The organism is Citrobacter sp. C1 (assembly GCF_014596895.2).
In the GTDB taxonomy this organism is placed as follows: domain Bacteria; phylum Pseudomonadota; class Gammaproteobacteria; order Enterobacterales; family Enterobacteriaceae; genus Citrobacter; species Citrobacter gillenii.
Genome location: NZ_CP115035.1, coordinates 2807645 through 2827970, shown reverse-complemented (window position 1 = coordinate 2827970; position 20326 = coordinate 2807645). Strand labels below are relative to the sequence as shown.

Sequence of the window (20326 nt, the reverse complement as noted above, 5' to 3'; positions counted from 1 at the left end):
CAGATGTGGCTGTCGTTTCCATCCCTGGTTAGAAGTTGATGCGGAAACCTACGCTACCGGTTACCGGAGACTCGATATTCTCTCCTTTCTGGTAGTTTGCCTCAGCCCACACCCCTGCGTTTGGTGTCAACTGGACACTCACCCCGACACCGTATTTACCTGTCGTGCCTGAGATATCGTTGGTAAAGTCATAGCGGTTGTTGATCTGCACCTTGTTGTTGTCCGAAAACTCGTGGCTGACCGCAGCCTTGAGGTACGGTTTGACTGTTTTTCCGGCAACGTCAAGATTCATACCCAGATTCACACCGGTCTCGGCCTGCAAAGACTTGGTTGCCCCGATGCTGGCTTTCATGCCGTTATTCAGGCTGATATCCTTCTCATCTGCCCGGAACGCCGTTGTCCGCACGTATGGCTGCGCCCATGTATTCTCATTCAGGCTGAAGGTCTTACCAGCTTCGAGACTGCCGCCAAAACCATTCTGGCTGTAATCTCCCTTCACCGCCGAGCCGTCACTCATCCAGGTGCGCAGCTCATTACTAAAGCGGTTGAATTTGATAACCCCGTCCACGTAGTAGCCGTCATTATCAAACCAGGTTGCATACAAACCACCGCCTGTGCTGTCGATAGTACTTTTTCCACCACGGGCATGCTTAATGCTGTTGTCGGTGTAAGAGAAGAAAGCACCCACAGCTAAATGGCTGTCACCCAGCTCAAAGACCTTGTCGCCACCAGTTTCGAAACCGTTCTGGGTCAGAGAATAGCCCGAGCTGGCCCCGCCGCTGATGCGGTTATCTGAACCTGTATAACGGCCCCATACTCCTCCTGGCGCACGGGTGTTCTGCATCACGTCACCGTGACGGAAACGCAGATTCTGCAGTTCGCTGTTGAAGACGTATGCCGGTGCTGTCGCCATGCCCAGTACCGCGTCGGCAGATTTTGTTGTGCGATGCGCAGGAGACGGCACACCTGCATCCGGGTTACCTGCATCCGGGGTGGTCGGTGGAGTAACCGGAGGTGGGGTGTCAGTCTTCAGATACCAGTTGGTATTTTCCTTGCTCAGGCTGTATTCCCAGGTACCAGCATCGACTTTCCCGCCTTTCAGGGTAAACGCGGCGTCACCGCCACCGGTCTGCACCACCTGAAGCGGCGCACCAGCGGATACTGGCTCCCGGCCGGTATTTTTGATATCCAGCACAAAGTTACCACTGGCGTTGCCCGCGACATTCAACATATCTCCGGTATGCGACGCGATATCAGTGTTCATCCGGAATGTCCCGCTACCCGACAGGCTCCCGAGCGACAGCGAAACCGCCTGGAAGGCTGGCGTCAGACGTGTGGTTGTTGACGGACGGAAATCAACGGTCCCGTTATCCAGCGTTAATGCGCCGACAGTGGAGTCACCATCGAGATGCCAGACAGATGCACCTTTAATCGCCATGTCACCTGCGCCGGTGCTGTCTCCTGCAACGTTCCCCGTCAGGATAGTCCCGTTATCCAGAGTCAGGGTGGTGCCTGATTGTGTCGTCACATTGGCTTTAGCCTGAAGGGCATCCATCGTCATGGCACCGCCACTCTTAAGGACAATCCCACCGTCCTGAGACAACAGACCGCTGAAGCGGGTGCTTCCGCCTTCCTGTGTCAGGGTACCGGTCCCCGTCAGGGTACCTGCGAAGGCTGCAGCACTGTTGTTGAGGTAATACAGGTTGCCTTCGTTTGTGACTACGTCACCGACCAGCGTCCCTTTATCAGTCAGGGTGGTGGTGCCGTAGAGCACACCACCGCTGCGAATATCCAGCGTCCCGCCGCTGTTGATGGTGGTACTAGTGGCACTACCGCCGCTGGAGACGAGCTGGACGCCGCCGTTGTTGATGGTGGTACTAGTGGCACTACCGCCGCTGGAGACGAACTGAACCCCGCCGCTGTTGATGATGGTACTAGTGGCACTTCCGCCACTTCCGCTACTACTATCGATGGAAACATGCTGAACCCCACCGTTGTTAATAGAGGTGCCCGTGGCACTTCCGCCGTAGAGAAACTGCCTCCCACCGGAATTAATTGTAGCGTTAGTGGCACTGCCGCCGATATTGACAATCAGTTGCCCGCCGGAATTAATTGTAGCGTTAGTGGCACTGCCGCCGGTACTGACAGTCAGTTGCCCACCGGAATTAATTGTAGTGTTAGTGGCACTACCACCGTGGGAGACAATCTGACGCCCAGTATTGTTAAGCACGGTGTCCGTGGCAATGCCGCCGTCACGGACATACTGGCGACCACCGCTATTAACAGAAGTCGCCTTGGCGATGCCGCCACTGGAGACAAACTGTCGCGCTCCGTCGTTAACTGATGCGCTTGTGGCACTGCCACCACTGATTACATACTGGTCTCCTCCGCTGTTAATTATGGTGCCCATGGCACTGCCGCCGCTGAATACCGTCTGTCTCCCACGATTGTTAACAGTTGCATTCGTAGCACTACCACCACTGGAGACATGCTGGTGCCCACCGCTGTTGATGGTGGAACTAGTGGCACTACCGCCGCTAGAAACATGCTGAACCCCGCCGTTGTTAATGGTGGTACTCGTGGCACTGCCACCACTGGAGACATACTGCTTCCCACCGCTGTTAATGGTCGTTTTTTTTGCCGTGTCGCCTGCAGACAGGTGCATGGACTTGCGTGTTTCACCACTTCCAATTGTCTGATTGTCATAGGCTGCCGCCAGCACGGGCTGTGACGGCATAAGCAGGCCCGCAATCAGCCCTGCCAGCGCGGTTCGCTTGATTTGACGGGGGCGTCGGCCCCCTTTACGGGTCAGTTCTGAGGTTACGACCCACGTTCCTGTGGATTCATTCCAGACAGTGTTATAAACCTTATTCATTGCTTACTCCTTTTTTCAGGGTGGCCTCAACACCCTGTTCAGTTAAAGAACGGTGAAGTTTATTGATGACGCCATTGACCTGGGCGCCGGTTATCAGTCGGGTACATTCAAATTGCCGGTCGGTGTTTTTATGTCTCGGGCACCACAGAAAATCGTGGTGGTCAAAATTCAGCGATGTATCGTCCCAGCATCCATAGCAGCCATGGGGGTTAAATACCCGCCACGGGGTATAAAATTCGCTGTTCGGGAGGCTGAAGCCACTTATCAGCACCACCGGAATACGGGCAGCCCATGCCAGCCATGACAGGCCGCTTGGCAGGCCAATGAAGAAGCTGGCATGGCGAAGGAGGTTCACCCGTTCCTGAAGGGGGAGCTTGCCGGTAAAATCTTCGGCTCCCCAGGGAATGTGATTCCAGACAAAGCCCTGGCCGTAATGGGCATCCCGGTCAATGCACAGCACCCGGTAACCCAGTGATTTCAGGTGTGCGACAACCTCACTCCAACCGGTGCCGTTGTTCCAGTACTTCGCCTGACAGGTGGACTGTGTGGCGATACACACATAAGGCTCCTGGATAACCCGGGGTGCAGACAAGTCAAGTCGGACGGGGGCTTCACGCGGGTCAACGCCCAGAATGTAGCCTGCAGAACGATGGAAACCGACTTTGCGAAAATCCACGGGCTGATTATCTGTATCGCCACCAAAGTAGAGACCTACGCGGTAAGTTGCGTAAGGCGCTACCGTGCGTGGATTATCCGGCGTGGAAAACTGTATCTGCGGGTACTGAGGTGCCAGCAGGTCGATAATGTCCTGTGCCATCGTGCACTCCAACTGGCACTTGTGCAGAGTATGGAAGCGTTCGACATAAGGAAACCAGCCGAGCAGGTCGCCTAACGTCCCGGTGGGGAATGAAATCAGCACAGGCCGGTCTTTTAATTTCAGGGTTTCATCCAGCAGGGGAGTCTCTTCCCCCTGACGGAATACCTGAATGCGGAAGCGCACAAAATATTTCTTACTACTAGTCACCCACCCGTTATCTGCATCGCAGCAGAAAAGAATGTTATCGGAGTCGGCATCAAGCAAACGTACGTGCCATTTCCCTTCAGGAAGCAGAACACGAGCGCCATCATTAAAATCATAAAAGATATTTTCAGGTCCGGCCTGCGTTGGAATATCAGGAGGAGGGATAAAAAATGTATTCTTCAGCGTTGACATATTCCCACCTTAAAAATATATAAGCGTTGAAAAGTACAGAAATCATTAAGTATTAGTTTCGGAAAACTGACAACAGTATCCGCAACCTCATGCACCCAGGATGTGTAATGATTTTAATATCGTCTACCGGTTACAAATTTGAGATGCTCTTAAAACTCACTGCATTACTCGAAAATATTGAATGGTTACGCAGGGAATTCATTCGGTCGTTTCGTTTTTTGACATCTTATAATAATTAAGTAGCGCATTAACAACCTGGATGACATGCTCAAATCTGCTGATGCATACCCCAAAGTAGCCATTGCTAACACCATGTTTATCGCAACAGTGAGATCTTGGGCGATTCAATACAAAATAATCGCGCAACGCCCTGATGATTTTATCGCTGCGGATGGGTGTCAGTTCGATCAGAAACCAGAACTCATCATCAGACATATTTCCTGAAGGAAGAATATGATTCGTTTTTTCCAGGAAAGAGCCTTGCTGAGGTTGCTGGCTATGTTCTTTTATGTATTCCACCTTCGTCTCCATTAAGCATTATCTAATTCATAACAAGGACTGTCATCATTAAAAACAATACCATCCGGGAGCGATTAGAAGTATACCAAAGTGAAATTCAAGAAAAAACAAAAATGAGTGGTGCAAAAATCTGAAATAATCAATTATTATATTTTTTTATGCTAAGTAATATTAATTATAAAGAGTGTTATTTTGCGAAAATGCATTTTATTAGAATGATTCTCTTTTTTTAACAATGTTGAATTTGTTTTGTTTTTTTAAATTAGCAGCATTTCAAATATGGCTTATCTATGAAAATGGTAAACAATGTGATTATTTGTTGAGATATCATCAGATGCTTAATTTTCTCAAGGAACAATGTTGCGTTAAACTATATAGCGTTGTATTAACTATTTTCACAATTTAACAAAGAAATCTTCAGGGGGTTACTTAGAAACCGTGCAGGATGATAAGTACGATAATTCCAACCACGTCACTGCTTTGACTAAACGTGTTTAATTGCTGATATGAATATATACTAACCTTCAGCGATGAAGATTGCTCCTCAGCGACAGAGTGGGGAGGTTTAAATAACTTCATAGGAACTGCGCCACTCCTGGAGTTAACAGGAGATGAATCTATGAGTTTTTTACTTCATCATGAGTAATTTAATGAAATAATGACTGCCCCACATGGGTTGGACTGAAGCGGCTGACCTGATCGTTAAAGGTATGGACGGCGCTAATCTGCTGAAATGTTCAGAGTTTGGTGACGCGATCATTGAAAATATGTATTCCAGATTCTGGGTTGTATGAGAACGGGAGCCGATGGGTTCCCGTTTTTTATTATTAGGGATCGAACGGTTATCAAAATCGCCTGGATAGAAGAGGGCAGATCGGATGACTGAGACGTCTTTCTGTTAGGTTTGGTGTAGAACGCATATTTTCTACTCAATCTTAAGAAACTTCTCTACCTTGTTTTATTAGATGCTTAATGGTCGCATAATCATAATATCCAGCAGCAACCTGTTTAGCATATTCGATGCGTTGTAGAGCTACGGCCTTTTCATACATTGCATTTTTGACCGAAATAGCCAGAAAATGGTCCATTTCCGCTAACTCGTCTTGCGTTCTGTCGGCAGTAAACAGATATCGCCGCTCGTGATGTTCAATAGCACCGATGAGAAATGCAGCACGATCTGCAATGTTATGTATGGGCTTATCACCGAGTAGACTGTTACATTGCGGGCACGAAGGTACAGTATGGCCGCGATCGTAATGTCGTACTCCACCTCGCCATGCGACAGATACTACATGATCACGAACTATGCCCGAACGATAGTCACCACAATAGATGCAACGTAGCCGATCTAAATCAGGTTGATTGATATTTAATGTAGATACAGATGGGAATTCTTCTCGCACATATGGTACGGTTTTTTTGCGCTTAGCCCGGCATGCAATTACTGCTTTAATCGCCTCCTCTGATACAGGTTCATCTTCAACTATATTTTTAGATTTTTTAATCGGCAGATTTTTAACTTTTTCTAAATCTTCTGTAGCAAGCGAGTTAACCCTAGAGGCAGGTTTTTTGTTTGATAATGGTTCAATTAAACTTGAAGAAGTTGCTTTCTTGGAATTGGCTATTTGAGAATGGTTGCTCTGATTTTTTTCAATCTTAGACTTAGGTTTGACTATATAGGCATAACCGCTAGATATTTTGTTTACAGTACAATTGAATTCATTTTCATTGTAGCGGTTACGAAAGCTCTCCATAGCTTCTTCCATTGTGCTGTAAGCCATACTCTACGCCTTTTTAGCTGGGTAACTAGAGATAATGATGAAATTTAATATCAGGCGATCCTACATTTTCCTTGTGTCTATGTCTATCAAGGATTCATGAGGTCAGTGGGGCTGAAAACTGGGACGGATCTCTACTTATCAGAAAAATGGTACTAAACCTCGTTTATTTACAATACTGTGGAGTTCTAACGTTTTATTAATATCAACATTGGTTCTAGCCCATGGCGGATATGCTTTTTGTCATCTTTTGGGTCGGGCATTATAATATCGAAAATATGCCGGGCTAAGATATAGCCCGGCCTGTAGGTGAAAAACCAATTAGAACTGGTAGTTTAACGATACCCAGTAGTTGCGACCCGGATTGACGTATCCGGTTGTGGATTGTGCGGTCTGGAAGTAGTTGCCCGCGTAGGTGCTGCTGCGGCCAACCTGATACAGAGTGACGTCGCTAAAGTCTTTATCCAACACGTTATTTATCGCCGTATTCAGCGTCAGTTCTTTGGTCAGCTTATAGGACATGCCCATATCGAGAACGGTCCAGGCTTTTAAATTGGCCCCTTTATCATCGTACACGGCTTTTTGGACTGCACTAAGGTTGTCATAGTTTTCGGTAAAGCGTGGGGCTTTACCACGATAGCGTGCGCTTAACCAGGCATTCATATCTTCGGTTGCCTGCCAGTTCAGACGGGCGTTAGCCATATGTTTGGGGGTATAGCTCAGCGGTGCGCCTTTGTTTTCGCCATCTTTTTGTTTGCTCTGCGTATAGGTGTAGTTGAGCGATAAGCTCAGCACGTCAGACCAAAGCGGGAAGGTGCTGGCGAATTCAACGCCGTCCGTTCTCGCCTTGCCGCTGTTGGTATAACTGTTGGTATTGTCATCGATGGAATACGAGACAATTTTATTTTTGTATTCGGTGTAGAAGCCGGTAACGTTGGCGTTCAGCCCCGCGTCGTTCTCATAGTACAACCCGGTTTCATAGCTGGTGCTCTCTTCGGGTTTAAGGTCGGGGTTGCCGACCGTATTGACGGTTCCCTGAGCAGTCACACCGCTGATGCCGTTGTGCAACTGGCTGAGTGACGGGGCTTTGTATCCGGTTGTGACGCCACCTTTCAGGGTCCATTCTTCCGATACGTCCCACACCATGTAAGCTCGTGGGCTAAGGTGTCCGCCAAAGACATCGTTATGCTCATAGCGAGTGCCTGCGGTTAGTGCCAGCGAGTCGAGAATATGCCACTCATCTTCCGCGTAGGTCGCCCAGGTTTTCTGGTGGAATGTCTCACCGGTATTGGCCAGCACCACCCCGTCTTTCATGCGGGCATCCCAGTATTCTCCGCCGAGAGTAAGCAGATGCGAATCACCCAATGGCGTAAGCAGGACCGAGTCCAGGATGACGTTGGTATTTTTCAATTCACGAGCGTCACCGGCCCGGCCCGCGTTTTCTGGCGTAAGCGCGGATGAGACCAGTTGGCGGCCTTTGTTCTCGGTTTCATTCCAGCCCACGGAGGATTTCCAGGTACCAAATGTTAATGCGGTATCGTGACCCAGCGTGACCTTATTACGTTCATAGCGCAGGGTTTTATCGTATCCGCCGGTGAGATTACCCAACTGCCCATCATCATTGTCGTAGCGCTGTCTGGCGGAGTCGAGATCCAGCCACAGCGTATTATTTGCGCCGGTTTTCCAGTCCAGACGGGTACCGATGTTGTAGTTTTCAGATTCCGTTGGATACGGCACGCGCGTCGATGTGGTATCGCTCAGAGAGGTGACGCTGGAGCCTTGTCGTTGTGTCGTGCTGCCGCGTACCTGCATGTCCAGCACGCCAGCAATTAGCGGGCCGCTTGACCAGAAGTTGGCTACCGTGCTGTTACCCCATTTATTGCTTTCTTGCAGGTTAACGCCGGTATTAATGGACGTGCTCCATTTGTCCGTACTTCTCTTGGTAATGATGTTAACGACACCGCCGATAGCATCTGAACCGTACAGCGTCGACATGGGACCGCGGATCACTTCAATATGATCGATGGCTGCCAGCGGAGGCATAAAACTGGTGTTCATGGCAGAGAAGCCGTTGGGCGTCACGTCACTGCTGCCATTTTGACGAATACCGTCTATCAGGATCAGCGTATAGCTGGCAGGCATGCCGCGAATACTGACCTCCAGACCGCCGGTTTTACCGGTGCTGCTTTCAACATCCACCCCTTCAACGGAGCGCAGGGCTTCACCTAAGTCATTATATTTATTGGTTTGTAATTCTTGTTGAGAAATAACCGACACGCTGGCAGCCGCGTTGGTGATCTTTTTTTCGTAACCCGACGCGGTCACGACCATGACATCATCGGCGAAGGCATAAGTACCGCTGAATCCAAGGCAGGACAGAACGACAGAGGCAACAGGTTTTAAACGCATAGTCAAACTTCCTTTGTTAAAAATTCAAAGGCAGTAAGATAATTGATGAAAATGATAATACAAATAATTATCATTACAAATTTACATAACTTGTCACTCTCTGTATATTTCTTGAATAAATATACATAAATTGTCACTAATTTTAGATAGGGAGTAATGACAAAACGCGTGAGTAGTTTTTACGGTAATTATTAATATTCATTTAATATGATATTGAATAATAGAGAAGGAGATAAAAATCACGGCAGTGAATCACTGCACGTCGAGAGGTGAGAATTCGACAGTTGTATGATGTTTTTTTAAAATCGTCATACTTTTCTGCGCTGTATCATTTTTTTAGCCAAAGTGGTCCGCCATAATCCCTTCCCCAGGAGACCTCACAACGGGTATGTGCTGTTGTGCGGTATAAAAACAACGCAAAAGCGGGACAAGGTAATGATTAACGGCAAGCTGGCACGGTTGACGTGCGCACTGACTCTGGCATTTTCGACCTCCCTTTTCGCAGCACAACCGGCGGTGGAAGGGCAAACATTGAAACTGGCAATTGGACCCGAACCCACGGAGGGATTCGACCCAATGCTAGGCTGGAGTCACGGCAGCTATTTGCTCCTGCATGCACCTTTGTTAAAACAAAATGCCGATATGAGCTGGGGAAGCCTGCTGACGGAGAAGGTGGAGACCAGCGCTGATGGGAAAACCTGGACATTAACCTTAAAACCCGATCTTAAATTCTCTGATGGCTCCCCGCTCACGGCGGAAGATGTGGTATTTACCTTCAACAAAGCCGCGAAAAGCGGTGGGAAAATCGACATGGGGAATTTCACCCATGCCCGCCTGAAAGATAATCGCACGGTAGAAATGACGCTACGCAGTCCGCAGAGTACGTTTGTGAACGTGCTGGGCTCGTTAGGCATTGTTCCGGCAAAACAATACGATGAAAAAACCTTTGCCAGAAATCCAATTGGCGCAGGCCCTTATCGGCTGGTGAGTTTTCAACCGGGCCAACAGTTGATCGTCGAAGCGAACCCTTGGTACGCGGGTAAGAAAAATGATTTTAACCGGCTGGTGTTTGTCTTCCTGGACGAAGATAACGCTTACGCGGCCGCACGCAGTGGTCAACTGGGGCTGGTGCGTATTGCGCCATCAATGGCCGTTGCACCTCAGCAAGATAATTTGAAGCTGTGGGTTCGCAACAGCGTAGAGAACCGGGGGATCGTGTTCCCGATGGTCCCTGCGGGTAAAAAAGATGCTAACGGTTATCCGGTCGGTAACGATATAACGGCCGACGTCGCGATCAGACGGGCTATTAACTACGCCATCGATCGTAAGCAACTGGCTGAACAGGTTATGGAAGGCCACGCTATCCCGGCGTACAGCGCGGTGCAGGGACTGCCGTGGCAGGGACCGTCGGTTGCGTTTAAAGATGGCGACAGTGACAAAGCACGCGCGCTTCTGGAACAGGCTGGCTGGAAAGTTGGCCCGGATGGTGTACGTGTAAAAGACGGCAAAGCAGCCCGTCTGACCTTATGGTATGCGAGCGGCGACAGTACGCGTCGTGATTTAGCCGAAGCGGTGCGTGCCATGCTCGAACCTGTTGGCATTGCGGTGTCGCTGCAATCCGGAAGCTGGGAAACCGTTGAGCGCCACATGCATTCGAATCCCACGCTGTTTGGTTGGGGGAGTTTAGATCCGATGGAGCTTTTCCATCACTACAGCGGGCAGGCCGCGGGCGTTGAGTATTACAACCCCGGTTATTACAGCAATCCTGCGGTTGAACAGCATCTCAAACAGGCCATTGATGCGCCGGACTGGCAAAAAGCAGTGCCTTTCTGGCAGCAGGTGGAGTGGGATGGCAAGCAGGGTGCAGGCGTTCAGGGTGACGCTGCGTGGGCATGGTTGCTGAATATCCAGCATACTTATCTGGCTAATCCGTGCATTGACCTGGGCAAAGGGGCGCCGGAAATTCACGGCAGCTGGTCTGTGCTCAACAATCTTGATGAATGGACCTGGACCTGCCGTTGATGAAGTCTGTTGTGGGTCATTTTCTGCGGCTGATCGTATTGTTGGTGCTGGTCGCTGCTGGCACCTTCGTCTTGCTCAGCTTCTCGCCGGTCGATCCGATTCGTGCCTATATTGGTAACGATCTCCTGCATGTTCCGCCAGAACAGTATGCGCGTATCGCCGCACGCTGGGGGCTGGATCAGCCGCTGTGGGAGCGTTTCGGGCATTGGTTTGCACGCGTCTTACAGGGTGATCTCGGGTATTCGATGTTGTTTAATGCACCGGTCGCCAGCGTGATCAAAGAGCGTTTTGCAACTTCGTTTGCTCTGCTCTGTGGCGCATGGTTGATGTCGGGGTTACTGGGTACGGCAATGGGGTTCGTTGCCGGGCGCTTCCTGAACCGCTGGCCGGATAAAATGATCTGCCGCCTCAGCTATCTGCTTTCATCGTTGCCAACCTTCTGGATAGGAATGCTGCTTCTGGCCGTGTTTGCGGTACGCTGGCCGGTGCTCCCGGTCTGCTGCGCGTGGGAGCCTGGCAACAGTGGTGATATGGCTGGCTTCACAGAGCGTCTGCGTCATCTGATTCTTCCGGTATGCGCCCTCAGTTTATTGGGGTTAGGGCAAATTACGCTGCACACCCGAGAAAGTATCGCCAGCGTGATGAAAAGCGACTTCGTTCGCTTTGCTCGCTCGCAGGGAGACAAGGGATGGTCGCTGCTGCGCCACCAGGTCCTGCGTCATGCGATAACGCCTGCGTTGTGCCTGCAATTTGCTTCGCTTGGCGAACTTTTTGGCGGCGCATTGCTGGCAGAAAAAGTCTTTGCGTATCCCGGACTGGGGCAGGCGACCATTGATGCCGGATTACGCGGCGATGTGCCGTTGCTGATGGGGATTGTCTTGTTCAGCACCGTTCTGGTGTTCATCGGCAACTCGCTCTCTTCCTGGTTAATCCATGTGCTAAATCGCGCGGTGGAGCGTCCAGATGCTCTATAACCCAACCCCAACGTTGATTCGCCTTCTGCTGTCTGCGGGCGGTTTACTCTTCATCGCCATTTATGGCAACGCTACGCTGGATAGCGCACTGAGCGTTAATCTGCTGGCCCGCCATCTGCCACCGGATGCGCTGCACTGGTTTGGCACCGATAATCTCGGGCGTGATTTATGGGTGCGCTGCTTTCAGGGGGCGTTAACCAGCCTGCAAATTGGTATCGGCGCGGCGGTGTGTAGCGGGGTAATTGCTTTATTGATGGCGGCGGTTTCGCGTTTGCATCCGCGCATGGATGTTCTGATGCGCTTAGTCACTGACGCGATGTTGTCGATGCCGCATCTGCTGCTGCTGATTTTGATCTGCTTTACTCTCGGCGGTGGTAAAAGTGGGGTGGTGCTGGCGGTTGCGCTGACCCATTGGCCGCGTCTGGCCTTGATCCTGCGCGCGGAGGCGGAACGTGTCGCACACAGTGACTACCTGATGCTGACTCGGCGGTTGGGACACGGGCATTTTTACTGCTGGCGTCGTCACTACTTACCTGCGCTATTGCCACAATGGTTGACCGGGACGTTGTTGATGTTTCCGCACGCGGTGTTACATAGCGCGGCGTTAAGTTTTCTTGGTTTTGGGCTGGCGCCGCATGAGCCGTCGCTGGGTCTGTTGCTGGCGGATGCGCTGCGATTTATCAGCCACGGCAACTGGTGGCTGGTGCTGTTTCCGGGGTTAATGCTGTTCAGCCTGGTGATGTTATTTGATCAGTTTGCCCGGGCGGTACATCGTTTGTGGTTGAGAGGTGACGCATGTTGAGTTTACAGCAGGTCTCGCTGGACGTGGCGCGCTATCGTTGGTACGGCGCGAGAAAGTGGTCATCGCTACTCCAGGATATTTCTTTTGATATTTCCCCCGGTCAAATGGTGGCATTAGTCGGCGGCAGCGGGGAAGGTAAGAGTCTGCTGTTGCAGTGTCTGCTCGATCTGTTACCAGACAATCTGCGCGTTCAGGGCGCGATAACCCTCGATGGAAAAACGCTGGATCGTAATGACATCCGTGCATGTCGCGGCAATACCTTTAGTTATGTACCGCAAGGGGTTCAGGCGCTTAATCCACTGCTGACCATTGAAAAGCATTTGAAAAGAGCGAGTCAACTCTCCGGTCATCCCTGGGACGCGGGGAAGGTAACGCAACTTCTTGAAAGGAGCCAACTGGACAACAGCGTATTAGGTGCTTTCCCGCGCCAACTGTCCGGTGGGATGGCAAAACGTGTTCTGGCGTGCCATGCGTCACTCAGTCAGGCGCGCTATATCCTTGCTGACGAAATTACCGCCTGGCTGGATGCGCCTTTGGCGAATCAACTGCTGGGGCATTTACGAGGTCTTTGCGAGCAGGGCTGTGGTGTGCTGTGGGTAACCCACGATCTCACGCTGGCTGCACGCCATGCGGACCGGATTGTTGCCCTGCATCAGGGACGGGTATCGGATAACGTGAGTCGGGAACAGCTGCTGCGTGGCGATATCAGCGAATATTTGCAGCGGCAATGGCGGGCGTTACCTGAGAGAAACCAACTATTTGGAGAGCTGAATGCTGTGCTGTCGTGATGTTGTTATACGCCAGGGCGGTAAGGTGCTGTGGCAAAACCTGACGTTCTCGCTGGCTGTCGGGGAGCGCATGGGGATTTGCGCTCCTAGCGGGACCGGGAAAACCACGTTGGGACGCGTGCTGGCTGGCTGGCAAAAACCAACCTCCGGTGAGATTTTAGTCGATGATAAACCGTTACCGGTCGGGCAATATTGCCCGGTACAACTGGTGCCGCAACATCCTGAATTGACGTTCAACCCCTGGCGAAGTACCGGTGATGCGGTGCGGGATGCCTGGCAGCCGGATGCCTCAACGCTCGCCCGTTTACATATCAATCCCGAGTGGTTAACCCGCCGACCCGGGCAGCTTTCTGGTGGTGAACTGGCGCGTATTGCGCTACTGCGCGCGCTTGATCCGCGCACGCGTTTTCTCATTGCCGATGAAATTACCGCCCAGCTTGACCCTTCTATTCAACGAGATATATGGGCGCTGCTTCTTGAAGAATGCCAGCGTCGTCCGTTAGGAATGCTCATCATTAGCCATCAGCAGGCATTGCTTGATCAGCTTTGTTCGCGAAGGTTGCCCTGGACGTAGTCGTCCTTTCTCCGTGTGGCCGATTTATCGCTGCGGATGAATTTTGCATAACCTCGTTGATTAAAATGTTACGTTATATTATAACAATTCACTCGCAACCATATTGAGGGTGAAATTTTGGCTATTCGTTTGGAAAGACTGGCGGTTGTTTTCGGGATGCTGTTAGCCAGTAGCCAGGTACTGGCACATGGGCACCATTCCCATGGCGCACCGATGACAGAAATAGAGCAAAAAGCGTCAGAGGGCGTTTTTGATAATAGCCATGTGAAGGACAGGGCTCTGAGCGACTGGGATGGCGTGTGGCAGTCTGTTTACCCTTATCTGCAGAGCGGTGAACTGGATCCGGTATTCAAGCAGAAGGCCGAAAAGGATAAAAGTAAAACGGCGGAGGAGTATAAAACCTATTACCGCACAGGCTATGCCACTAGCGTGGACACTATCGGTATCGAAAACGGTGTGATGGAATTTCATACGGGTAATAAGGTCGCGTCGTGTAAATATGATTACGCCGGATACAAAATATTGACCTATACGTCAGGCAAGAAAGGTGTGCGGTATCTGTTTGAGTGCAAAGAGGCAAATAGTCAGGCGCCGAAATACGTTCAATTTAGCGATCATATTATCGCACCACGCAAATCGAGCCACTATCACATCTTTATGGGAAATACCTCACAGGCAGCGCTGCTTGAAGAGATGGACAACTGGCCAACCTATTATCCGTATCAACTCAAAGCAGAAGCGGTGATTGACGAGATGCTGCATCATTAATTCCCATCCGGCTGTATTTAAACCCGCCGATAACGGCGGGTTGATAAATTGCGGATATTATTTTCCGGAAGCCAGCGTGCTGTAACTGGTCATCAGGTTGCGATAGTCAGGAATATGGTTGGAAAACAGCGTGCCCAGCCCTTCAACGTCATTACGCCAGTCGCGGTGTAATTCACAGGCCAGACCGAACCAGGTCATCAACTGCACGCCGGCAGAAGACATACGGTTCCAGGCAGAGTCGCGGGTCAGCGGGTTAAAGGTACCGGACGCATCGGTAACCACGAACACGTCGAACCCTGCCTCAATGGCCGATAGTGCAGGGAAGGCGACGCACACTTCGGTGACGACACCGGCGATGATCAGCTGTTTTTTACCCGTCGCTTTAATCGCGTTGACAAAATCGTCGTTGTCCCAGGCGTTAATCTGCCCCGGGCGGGCAATGTAAGGGGCGTCAGGAAACAGCGCTTTCAGCTCAGGAACCAGAGGGCCATTAGGACCGGTTTCAAAGCTGGTGGTCAGAATGGTGGGGAGTTTGAAGTACTTCGCCAGATCGGCCAGCGCCAGCACGTTGTTTTTAAACTTGTCGGGATCAATATCACGGACCAGCGACAGTAAACCTGCCTGGTGATCGACCAACAGTACGGCAGCCTGATCCTTATCCACACGTTTATAGGTAATCGTCATTTTTTCTTTCTCCAGGTGATGAGAGGGGGCCTCGACGGCGAAATCTATTGATAAACAGTAGTGGCTATCCGGGGTATTGGGTAGTTGCAAAAATGAGTTTCATCGTTGCAAATCTGGAACGAAAAATATTCTGCAACAGAGTGCGCTATTCATAAGCTTCTCTTTCCATCAGGTGATGCATTCGTTAGCATATTGTCTCGCAGCAAGTGCATGTGTTTTATCAGGAAGAGGTTAACGTGTTCGCAGAGTATGGAGTTCTGAATTACTGGACGTATTTGGTGGGGGCTATTTTTATTGTACTGGTACCGGGGCCCAATACGATATTCGTGCTGAAGAACAGCGTAGGGCGAGGGGTGAAGGGCGGTTACCTTGCAGCCTGCGGGGTGTTCATCGGTGATGCCGTGCTGATGTTTTTGGCCTACGCAGGTGTTGCGGCACTGATCAAAACAACGCCCGTTTTGTTTAATATCGTGCGTTATCTGGGGGCTTTTTATCTGTTATATCTCGGCGCGAAGATTCTGTATGCCACGTTAAAGTCGAAGGCCACGGAGACTGCGGCCGAAGAAACGCCCTTTGGTGCTATTTTCAAACGTGCATTAATTTTGAGTCTGACTAATCCAAAAGCCATTCTGTTTTATGTGTCGTTTTTCGTTCAATTTATTGACGTCAATGCACCACATTCAGGGTTGTCGTTCTTTATTTTGGCCATTACGCTTGAAATCGTGAGCTTCTTCTATCTGAGTTTCCTTATTTTCTCCGGTGCTTTTGTCACGCAGTATATTCGCACCAAGAAGAAACTGGCGAAGGTGGGCAATTCTCTCATCGGTTTAATTTTTGTGGGATTTGCCGCCCGTCTGGCGACGCTTCAGTCTTAACGCCATTAGCCCGCTCCTGGTGGCGGGCTTTGCGTTTTCCCCATTCTTATCATTGCCCATCAGTAAGAATACTAACCAATAAATGGTATTTTAAATGTATATTTTGAGGCGTACCCTGTTCACAGCAGCGATTCAATAAGGCTCGCTGGTTGTCGACTGGAAAAGGGAAGAAAGATGCTTCAAATTCCACAGAATCATATTCATACACGCTCAACGCCGTTCTGGAACAAAGACACTGCGCCTGCCGGAATTTTCGAACGCCACCTTGATAAAGGTACCCGTGCGGGGGTTTATCCTCGACTGTCGGTTATGCAGGGGGCGGTCAAATATCTCGGATTCGCAGATGAGCACAGCCCGGAGCCCGTAGAGGTGATGATTATTGAAGCCGGTCAGTTTGGCGTTTTTCCACCGGAAAAATGGCATAACATCGAAGTGATGACCGACGACACCTACTTTAATATCGATTTTTTCGTTGCGCCTGAGGTTCTGATGGAGAGTGCTAATCAACGAAAAGTCGTGCGTACCGGCAAGGAGTGAGTCATGAGTAAAGCAACCTATACCGTCACCGTAACCAATAACAGCAATGGCGTTTCTGTTGATTATGAAACGGAAGCGCCAATGACGCTGTTGGTACCCGACGTGGCAGCCGAAGTGGTCAAAGATCTGGTGAATACCGTACGTTCGTACGATACAGAAAATGAGCACGATGTTTGCGGCTGGTAACGCCATAACCGCCGTTACTCTATGATTTATATAAAAAACCGCAGCGTGCTGCGGTTTTTTTATTGACTGACATCCTGTGACTTGTTACCTAAACAGTCCGAAAAAAGAATTCTTAAGAAAACCTTAAGAACATCGCATTCATTGCTAATAGGCAACCATTCACAGGGGTTATGATCGGTACACAGTAACATTACAGAACATCTTGCTTATGAAAGTGAACACCCAGCTTACATTACCCACACTCATTCTTGGATTGGTCATCGTCGCGATCCCGTTCACCGCAAACTGGAATCTTCCTCTGTTAAACGGCACCGTTGTCAGATGGATTGAAAATGGGCAGGCGCTGTGGCTACTGTTTGGTGCGATATTTACACTCAGCTATATTCGGCCTTTATCTCGTCCTGAAGGTGAGAAGCAATTTTGGCTGTGGGCGGCAGTGTGGTGGCTGGTTTTACTGGGCAGAAGCACCAGTTGGGGGCGTGATTATTTCCCTGAGCATCCTAAACTTCTGTTCAGAACCATTTCAGTCGTGTTAATTGCCATGATTATTCTGCCAGTGTTATTGTCGAAGCGCTTACGGCAGGATATTGCACGTCGTGTACGCAATGAACCGCTGCCGATTTGGCTGCTGGCAATCACCACCTGTGCATTTTTAATATCTGACACCGTAGAACATCATCGCCTGCTGTCGCCACTGTTTCTGCATAATGCCCATTACGGCGATCTTATTGAAGAGCTGTATGAACTGCCGTTTATGGTGGGATTATTTCTGATGAACCTTGGTTTTATGCGGCGAGATAAGAAGGAAGAATACGCATCTGTTCGTGTAGGCAAGCAACTGCTGGCTAAGTGATCGAAATAACAGCCTGAGCCTTGAACAAAAGACTCAGGCTGTGTGTACTGTTATTTACGCAATAGCCTCACATAAACGTGACTTCATCTCGCTATATGATTGCGCAGCATACTTCTCTGCCCAATGTTGATCGGTGATGTGTTCGATATTCACCGCGCAATACTTGGTTTCCGGCGTTTTCGAGATAGGATCAAGATTATCCTGGGTTAACTCGTTACATGCGCCAATCCACCACTGATACGTCATATACACCGTTCCGCTATTGATGCGCTCGGAGACATCGGCACGGCTAATGACTTTCCCACGACGGGAACTCACCCACACCAGGTCACGATGACGGATCCCCTGTTTGGCGGCATCCTGAGTATTGATTTGCACATAGCCCGGTTCATCTGCCAGCGCCTGCAGTGCCGCGCAATTGCCGGTCATGGAACGACAGGAGTAATGCCCCACTTCGCGCACGGTACAGAGCACCATCGGGTATTTTTCATCCGGTACTTCGGCAGGGGCTCGCCACTGAGCGGCAAACAGCTTGCCCTTACCGTTGGCGGTATCAAACCGACTATTCTGATAGAGATACGGGGTGCCAGGGTGATCGAGATCCGGGCAAGGCCACTGAATATGGCCCATATCGCCCATTTTCTCATACGTTACCCCATAGAATAGCGGACAGAGTTCGCGCATCTCATCCCAGATTTGCTGGTTGTTTTGATACTGCATTGGGTAACCCATTTTGGTCGCCAACAGACTGATAATTTCCCAGTCGCGCTTCACATCCCCGGTGGGTTCGATCGCCTTCTCAAAACGCTGAAAACCACGATCGGCGCAGGTAAAGACGCCACCGTGTTCGCCCCATGAGGTTGCGGGCAGGATAACGTCGGCCATTTCCGCCGTCTTGGTCATGAAGATGTCCTGCACCACGATAAAATCAAGCGCGTTGAAGCCTTCTCGAACCAGGCCCAAATCGGCTTCGGTTTGCAGCGGATCTTCCCCCATGATGTAGTAGGCTTTAACTTTGCCTTCAATCGCCAGATGCGGGACTTCGGTGATCCGTGTGCCCACCTTGTCATCCATCAGGTTGACGTCAATCCCCCAGGCTTGAGCAAATTTCGCTCTCACTGCGGGATCGGTAACGTCCTGATAGCCCGGAAATTGATTGGGAAGCACGCCCATGTCGCATGCGCCCTGAACATTATTCTGCCCGCGTACCGGGCCGACGCCGACGTTAGGTCGACCCAGATTGCCGGTCAGCAAGGCCAGACTCGACAACCCACGCACGACGTCGACAGCCTGGCCGAACTGCGTCACGCCCATTCCCCACATCACCGTCGCTGACGGTGCGGCGGCAAAGGTGCGCATCGCCTGGCGTACCTGTTGAGCTGGCACCCCGGTGAGGTGTTCAACGGTTTCAGGCGCATAGTCCTTTACGGTTTCCCAATAGCTTTCCAGGCCTTCGGCATGCCTTTGTACGTATTCACGATCGTAGAGCTGCTCTTCAATCAGCACGTGTCCAAAGGCGTTGACCAGCGCCATGTTACAGCCATTTTTCAACTGCAGGTGCTGGTCTGCAATACGCGCGGTTTCAATGCGGCGAGGATCGCAGACAATGATTTTCGCCCCGTTCTGACGGGCTTTGATGACCCGGCGGGCGACTATCGGATGAGAGTCTGCGCAGTTATAGCCAAAGATGAGCAGGCATTTGGAATTTTCAATGTCGCTGATGGAATTGCTCATTGCGCCATTGCCTAAGGTTTCCTGCAATCCGGCAACGGAAGGGCCATGGCATACGCGAGCACAGCAATCGACGTTGTTGGTGTTGAGCACGCCACGTGCGAACTTTTGCATCACATAGTTGGTCTCATTTCCTGTTCCACGGGAAGAGCCAGTAGTCATGATGGCGCGGGGACCATGAGCATTTTTGATGTCTGATAGGCGTTTTGCGGTGTAGCGAATGGCTTCATCCCAGCTGACGGGCGTGAACTTTCCCCCTTTTTCATAACGGATCAGCGGGCGAGTTAGACGGGGAGTCAGAAGGCGCGTGTCGTTAAGAAAATCCCAACCGTAGTAGCCTTTCAGACATAGCTGGTTTTGGTTGGTCACCCCTTCAGCGGCTTCGGCGCGGATGATTTTGTTATTTTCAACAACAAGCTTGAGCTTGCACCCGGCCCCGCAGTATGGGCATACACTGGTGATTTTTTTCATCAATAACAGACCTGTTAAATGCTGAAATAGCGCGAATTGTAGACGCAGCCACGTGAATAGGTCACGGGCTACGATGTATCGTAGTGACGGGCTGTTAAAGCATAAAGTGTGCCAGAATTGAAAACGTAGTCACGGTAGGGTTGGGCTGCGAAATTAAGCGTAAAGTCACTGACGAAACGACATTAATGACGATAAACGTCAGAAAAGATCGCCATTTGCGGTGATCTAAGATCATGAAACATCGGAATAAGATGAAAATCCATGGTG

General features: G+C 50.4%; 17 protein-coding genes and 1 pseudogene. 11 read left to right on the top strand and 7 right to left on the bottom strand.

Annotation, left to right across the window (positions count from 1 at the left end; translation table 11 throughout):
- Nucleotides 1-28: 28 nt before the first annotated feature.
- The 3 genes from IB214_RS13655 to IB214_RS13645 all read right to left on the bottom strand — a co-directional run bounded on the left by IB214_RS13655 (nt 29) and on the right by IB214_RS13645 (nt 4607).
- The gene (locus IB214_RS13655; protein ID WP_117342951.1) at nt 29-2875 is read right to left on the bottom strand and encodes an autotransporter outer membrane beta-barrel domain-containing protein; all 2847 of its coding nucleotides are present in this window, start codon (nt 2873-2875) and stop codon (nt 29-31) included.
- Complete coding sequence (locus IB214_RS13650; RefSeq protein ID WP_117342952.1) at nt 2868-4088, bottom strand: autotransporter strand-loop-strand O-heptosyltransferase; 1221 nt, start codon at nt 4086-4088, stop codon at nt 2868-2870. The genes IB214_RS13655 and IB214_RS13650 overlap by 8 nt, the downstream gene beginning before the upstream one ends.
- 198 nt (nt 4089-4286) lie before the next feature.
- Complete coding sequence (locus IB214_RS13645) at nt 4287-4607, bottom strand: adhesin biosynthesis transcription regulatory family protein (protein WP_244207863.1); 321 nt, start codon at nt 4605-4607, stop codon at nt 4287-4289.
- A gap of 662 nt (nt 4608-5269) precedes the next feature.
- Here IB214_RS13645 and IB214_RS13640 point away from each other — a divergent pair.
- A pseudogene (locus tag IB214_RS13640) lies at nt 5270-5401 on the top strand (hypothetical protein); the annotation flags it as partial.
- A 141-nt stretch (nt 5402-5542) separates the two neighbouring features.
- On the opposite strand, the gene IB214_RS13635 reads toward IB214_RS13640, so the two are convergent.
- Both IB214_RS13635 and IB214_RS13630 read right to left on the bottom strand, forming a co-directional pair.
- The gene (locus IB214_RS13635; RefSeq protein WP_117342954.1) at nt 5543-6388 is read right to left on the bottom strand and encodes a hypothetical protein; all 846 of its coding nucleotides are present in this window, start codon (nt 6386-6388) and stop codon (nt 5543-5545) included.
- 318 nt (nt 6389-6706) lie between these two features.
- Nucleotides 6707-8794, bottom strand: a complete 2088-nt coding sequence (locus IB214_RS13630) for a TonB-dependent receptor (protein ID WP_117342955.1) — start codon at nt 8792-8794, stop codon at nt 6707-6709.
- A 435-nt stretch (nt 8795-9229) separates the two neighbouring features.
- On the opposite strand from IB214_RS13630, the gene IB214_RS13625 reads away from it, so the two are divergent.
- From IB214_RS13625 to zinT, 6 genes are all read left to right on the top strand, one after another.
- A complete protein-coding gene (locus IB214_RS13625) occupies nt 9230-10816 on the top strand; it encodes an ABC transporter substrate-binding protein (RefSeq protein WP_117342956.1) in 1587 nt (528 codons plus the stop codon).
- Nucleotides 10816-11790 carry an ABC transporter permease gene (locus IB214_RS13620; protein ID WP_117343115.1) on the top strand — a complete coding sequence of 325 codons (975 nt, stop codon included), beginning with the start codon at nt 10816-10818 and terminating at the stop codon, nt 11788-11790. Before IB214_RS13625 ends, IB214_RS13620 begins: the two co-directional genes overlap by 1 nt.
- Nucleotides 11780-12592 (top strand): ABC transporter permease, encoded by an 813-nt coding sequence (locus tag IB214_RS13615; protein ID WP_117342957.1) that lies wholly within the window; start codon nt 11780-11782, stop codon nt 12590-12592. The genes IB214_RS13620 and IB214_RS13615 overlap by 11 nt, the downstream gene beginning before the upstream one ends.
- Nucleotides 12586-13380 carry an ATP-binding cassette domain-containing protein gene (locus IB214_RS13610; protein ID WP_117342958.1) on the top strand — a complete coding sequence of 265 codons (795 nt, stop codon included), beginning with the start codon at nt 12586-12588 and terminating at the stop codon, nt 13378-13380. Before IB214_RS13615 ends, IB214_RS13610 begins: the two co-directional genes overlap by 7 nt.
- Nucleotides 13364-13954, top strand: a complete 591-nt coding sequence (locus tag IB214_RS13605) for an ATP-binding cassette domain-containing protein (protein WP_117342959.1) — start codon at nt 13364-13366, stop codon at nt 13952-13954. Before IB214_RS13610 ends, IB214_RS13605 begins: the two co-directional genes overlap by 17 nt.
- Before the next feature lie 156 nt (nt 13955-14110).
- The gene (zinT, locus tag IB214_RS13600) at nt 14111-14722 is read left to right on the top strand and encodes a metal-binding protein ZinT (protein WP_242461271.1); all 612 of its coding nucleotides are present in this window, start codon (nt 14111-14113) and stop codon (nt 14720-14722) included.
- Between the two features lie 57 nt (nt 14723-14779).
- On the opposite strand, the gene ycaC is transcribed toward zinT, so the two are convergent.
- Complete coding sequence (gene ycaC / locus IB214_RS13595) at nt 14780-15406, bottom strand: isochorismate family cysteine hydrolase YcaC (protein ID WP_096757333.1); 627 nt, start codon at nt 15404-15406, stop codon at nt 14780-14782.
- A gap of 236 nt (nt 15407-15642) precedes the next feature.
- Between ycaC and leuE the strand changes: the two genes are divergently transcribed.
- From leuE to IB214_RS13575, 4 genes are all read left to right on the top strand, one after another.
- Entirely contained in the window at nt 15643-16281 is a 639-nt protein-coding gene (gene leuE, locus IB214_RS13590) for a leucine efflux protein LeuE (RefSeq protein ID WP_117343116.1), read from the top strand.
- A 174-nt stretch (nt 16282-16455) separates the two neighbouring features.
- A complete protein-coding gene (yeaR, locus tag IB214_RS13585) occupies nt 16456-16818 on the top strand; it encodes a DUF1971 domain-containing protein YeaR (protein WP_096757332.1) in 363 nt (120 codons plus the stop codon).
- Between the two features lie 3 nt (nt 16819-16821).
- Nucleotides 16822-17004 carry a DUF1869 domain-containing protein gene (locus IB214_RS13580; protein WP_096757331.1) on the top strand — a complete coding sequence of 61 codons (183 nt, stop codon included), beginning with the start codon at nt 16822-16824 and terminating at the stop codon, nt 17002-17004.
- Between the two features lie 208 nt (nt 17005-17212).
- Nucleotides 17213-17857, top strand: coding sequence for a hypothetical protein (locus IB214_RS13575; RefSeq protein WP_117342961.1), 645 nt, complete (start codon nt 17213-17215; stop codon nt 17855-17857).
- 54 nt (nt 17858-17911) lie between these two features.
- Here the strand turns inward: IB214_RS13575 and fdhF are convergent, their stop codons facing one another.
- On the bottom strand, nt 17912-20059 hold the full coding sequence (gene fdhF / locus IB214_RS13570; RefSeq protein WP_117342962.1) for a formate dehydrogenase subunit alpha: 2148 nt from the start codon (nt 20057-20059) through the stop codon (nt 17912-17914).
- Between the last annotated feature and the right edge of the window lie 267 nt (nt 20060-20326).

Bases quoted from the DNA above. Each gene is read 5' to 3' on its own strand.
- IB214_RS13625 (WP_117342956.1), top strand. From the start codon at position 9,230: ATGATTAACGGCAAGCTGGCACGGTTGACGTGCGCACTGACTCTGGCA.
- ycaC (WP_096757333.1), bottom strand. From the start codon at position 15,406: ATGACGATTACCTATAAACGTGTGGATAAGGATCAGGCTGCCGTACTG.
- yeaR (WP_096757332.1), top strand. From the start codon at position 16,456: ATGCTTCAAATTCCACAGAATCATATTCATACACGCTCAACGCCGTTC.
- IB214_RS13635 (WP_117342954.1), bottom strand. From the start codon at position 6,388: ATGGCTTACAGCACAATGGAAGAAGCTATGGAGAGCTTTCGTAACCGC.
- IB214_RS13580 (WP_096757331.1), top strand. From the start codon at position 16,822: ATGAGTAAAGCAACCTATACCGTCACCGTAACCAATAACAGCAATGGC.
- IB214_RS13610 (WP_117342958.1), top strand. From the start codon at position 12,586: ATGTTGAGTTTACAGCAGGTCTCGCTGGACGTGGCGCGCTATCGTTGG.
- IB214_RS13630 (WP_117342955.1), bottom strand. From the start codon at position 8,794: ATGCGTTTAAAACCTGTTGCCTCTGTCGTTCTGTCCTGCCTTGGATTC.
- IB214_RS13655 (WP_117342951.1), bottom strand. From the start codon at position 2,875: ATGAATAAGGTTTATAACACTGTCTGGAATGAATCCACAGGAACGTGG.
- IB214_RS13615 (WP_117342957.1), top strand. From the start codon at position 11,780: ATGCTCTATAACCCAACCCCAACGTTGATTCGCCTTCTGCTGTCTGCG.
- fdhF (WP_117342962.1), bottom strand. From the start codon at position 20,059: ATGAAAAAAATCACCAGTGTATGCCCATACTGCGGGGCCGGGTGCAAG.
- IB214_RS13650 (WP_117342952.1), bottom strand. From the start codon at position 4,088: ATGTCAACGCTGAAGAATACATTTTTTATCCCTCCTCCTGATATTCCA.
- zinT (WP_242461271.1), top strand. From the start codon at position 14,111: ATGCTGTTAGCCAGTAGCCAGGTACTGGCACATGGGCACCATTCCCAT.
- IB214_RS13620 (WP_117343115.1), top strand. From the start codon at position 10,816: ATGAAGTCTGTTGTGGGTCATTTTCTGCGGCTGATCGTATTGTTGGTG.
- IB214_RS13575 (WP_117342961.1), top strand. From the start codon at position 17,213: ATGAAAGTGAACACCCAGCTTACATTACCCACACTCATTCTTGGATTG.
- IB214_RS13605 (WP_117342959.1), top strand. From the start codon at position 13,364: ATGCTGTGCTGTCGTGATGTTGTTATACGCCAGGGCGGTAAGGTGCTG.